Consider the following 3,039-nt stretch of genomic DNA (forward strand, 5'->3'; position numbering starts at 1 on the left):
GCACCCTCCCCCGCCTCCTCCCAGCGGTACCGGGTCGTCTGGCGCTGGCACTTCTACGCCGGTCTGTTCGTGGCCCCCGTCCTGCTGGTCCTCGCCGTCACGGGCTCGATCTACCTGTTCAAGGAGCCGTTCGAGGCGTGGCGCTACCAAGACGTACGCACCCTCGCCGAACCCGTGACCGCGCCCCGCCCCCTGTCCGAACAGATCGCCGCCGCGCAGAGCACGCTTCCCGGTACGCCCGTCATGTCCGTCATCCCGCCCACGTCCCCCGACCGCACCACCCGCGTCATTCTCCAGGGCTCGGAGTCGGGCCCGTTCGCCGAGGGCATCTCGGTGTACGTCGACCCCGCGACCGCGCAGGTCGTGGGCCGGATCGACGACTCGGCCACGTTCATGCGCGTCGTACGGACGGTCCACGGCGAACTGATGTCCGGCACGGTCGGCGACCGGATCGTGGAGATCGCCGCGTGCTGGGCGCTGATCCTCGTCGCCACGGGCACATACCTGTGGTGGAGCGGCCGGCGTACCCGCACGAAGCCCGCCAGGTCGGGACGCGGCCGGCTGCGTCGCGTGCACATCGTGACCGGCGTCGGCGGGGGCGCGGTGGTGGTGTTCCTCGTCCTGTCCGGGCTCCCGTGGTCGGGCGTGTGGGGTGACGGCCTGCAGCGCATCCAGGCCGGTACGGGCTCCACGACCCCGAGCGCGGACGACTACCCGAACACCTCCGCCCCGCCCCTGTCCGGCGACCTGTCCGACCACCCGGACGCCAAGGTGCCCTGGGCGGCGGAACGCCTTCCCGTGCCGCCGTCCGGCGACGAGCACGCCGGGCACGGCCGGCGTGCTGCAGCCCGGCGCCCTGCCCGTCGAAGCCGCCCTCACCGCCGCCAAGCCCAGGATCAGGCAGTGCCCGGCCGCCGAGTGCGACGTCAAGGTGCTGCTTCCCGACGGGCCGCGCGGCGTCTACACGATCGTGACCGACCACCGCCGGGACCCGTCGGCCGCGCAGACCCTCCACGTCGACCAGTACAGCGGCCGCGTGCTCGTCTCGTACGGCTGGGACGAGTACGGCGTCATGGCCAAGGCCGTCGAGCAGGGCATCGCGCTGCACGAAGGCCGCAGGTACGGCACCGCCAACCTGGTCGTCATGCTCGGCGCCTGCCTGACCCTGATCACGCTGGTCGTCACCGGGACGTGGATGTGGTGGAAGCGCCGCCCGCGCGGCCGGGCCGGCGCTCCCGCCCGCGCCACGAACCGGCGCACGGCGTACGGCGTGATGGCCATCATGGCGCTGCTCGGCCTGCTGTTCCCGCTGGCGGGCGTCACGATGGTCGCGGTGCTGCTGCTGGACTGGCTGGTGCTGCGCCGGATCCCGGCGGCCGCGCGCGTGTTCGGCTGACCCCGCTCGTGTCGATGCGCTGGTCCCCGAGGTAGTCCTGGCACTAGTTCGGGGACGGGCCGCTGCACGATCGAGATGCGGCGGTGCGGCGGCCAGCCTTGGAGGCATGCATCTGACAGCAACCAGCCTCCTCCTGCTCGGCTCGCTCACCGTCGTTCCCTCCTCCTCCCACACTGTCGAATGGGGTTCGTGCCAGGGCGACGACCGGCCCAAGGACCTGCAGTGCGCCTCCATCCAGGTGCCGCTCGACTGGAAGAAGCCGCAGGGCCGCACACTGACGCTGCGGATCGCCCGGCTGCCCGCGACCGGGGCCGGCAAGGGCACCGTGTTCAGCATCCCGGGCGGGCCCGGCGGGTCAGGCATCGACGACCTGTCCTACCGGGGCGCCACCTTCTCCGCCCTGCGCGAGCAGTTCGACGTGGTCAGTTTCGAGCCGCGCAACGCCACCACGTACGGCCGGCTGCCGGTCAGGTGCTTCGCCACCGGGCCGTGGCTCACCCGGCCGGACACGCCCGGCGCGTACGCGAAGCTTGGAGCGAAGGTGCGGCGGAGCGCCCAGGAGTGCAGAAAGCTCGACCCCGCCTTCTTCGACCACCTCGACTCGGCTTCCGTGGCGCAGGACATCGACGCCGTCCGCTCCGCGCTCGGCCATAAGCGGCTGAGCTTCGTCGCCACCTCGTACGGAGGGGTGCCCGCCGTCGCCTACGCCCGGCTGTTCCCCCACCGGGTGCGGGCGATGTACCTCGACGGGGCGGTCAACCAGCTGCGCGACGCGGCGACGGATGCGCGTGTCCGGTATCGCACGTACGAGGCGCAGTTCGGCCGTTTCGTGTCATGGTGCGAGTCGGTGGACGTGTGCGGCAAGGACATGGGCGGGCGCTGGCGCACGCTGGTCGCGAAGGCGGACCGTGCGCCGATCCCCGTCAAAGGCCGGCCGGACGGGGAGAAGGTCACGTACAGCGGGTTCGACCTTCAGGTGGCCGCGATGCCGAACCTGGTCGGGCCGGGGCCCGCGCCCGCGTACCCGCGCTGGCGGCAGCTCGCCGCGGCCGTACGCCAGGCCGAACGCGGGGACGCCGCCGGGTTCGCTGACTACGTGCACGCAGGGGTGGGCAGCCTGAAACCGCCGTCGTTCGTGGGCATGAACGCCACCCAGTGCGCCGACGGGCTGCGCTTCCGCGGCTACCGCGAATATCGAGCCGTGCGGGCGATGGGCGAGCGGGTCTCGCCGAACCTCGCCGGCATGGGGCTGTGGCACCGCCTCGGGTGCACGGGATATCCCGTGCCGGTGAGCAACCCGGCCAAGCCGCTGCCGTCCGGGCTGCCGCCGTTCCTCGGAGCGGGCACGTGGACCGACCACGACGACACGGCCGACATCGTAGGCCGGGTGCCGGGGTCGGCGACGGTCCGCTTCGACGGGCACGGCCACGGCCTCTACCTCACGGGCAACGCCTGCGTCATCGCGCACGCCAACGCCTACCTCACCGACCTGCGGCTGCCGCCCGCGGGCACCACCTGCCACCCGCCGAAGCCGTGACCCTCACGGGCCGGGACGGGCCTCGCCGCACACCACGACGTACGGCGAGACCCGTCCGTACCCCCGGGACGAGGGAGCTCGTCAGGTGAGCAGCCCGGCGAGGGCC

The 3,039-nt window shown here is 72.8% G+C and carries 2 protein-coding genes and 1 pseudogene; all 3 read left to right on the forward strand.

Annotated features, from left to right (window positions below; all coding sequences use genetic code 11):
* Positions 1-69 precede the first annotated feature (69 nt).
* Positions 70-723, forward strand: a pseudogene (locus E1267_RS48160) (PepSY-associated TM helix domain-containing protein); the annotation flags it as partial.
* A 115-nt stretch (positions 724-838) separates the two neighbouring features.
* Positions 839-1,396 carry a PepSY domain-containing protein gene (locus tag E1267_RS48165; RefSeq protein ID WP_165960127.1) on the forward strand — a complete coding sequence of 186 codons (558 nt, stop codon included), beginning with the start codon at positions 839-841 and terminating at the stop codon, positions 1,394-1,396.
* 106 nt (positions 1,397-1,502) lie between these two features.
* Positions 1,503-2,933: an alpha/beta fold hydrolase gene (locus E1267_RS43275; RefSeq protein WP_132342061.1), complete on the forward strand. Its 1,431-nt coding sequence runs from the start codon at positions 1,503-1,505 to the stop codon at positions 2,931-2,933.
* Positions 2,934-3,039: the final 106 nt, after the last annotated feature.

It is taken from the genome of Nonomuraea longispora (assembly GCF_004348345.1).
Lineage (GTDB): Bacteria > Actinomycetota > Actinomycetes > Streptosporangiales > Streptosporangiaceae > Nonomuraea > Nonomuraea longispora.

Bases quoted from the DNA above. Each gene is read 5' to 3' on its own strand.
- E1267_RS43275 (WP_132342061.1), top strand. From the start codon at position 1,503: ATGCATCTGACAGCAACCAGCCTCCTCCTGCTCGGCTCGCTCACCGTC.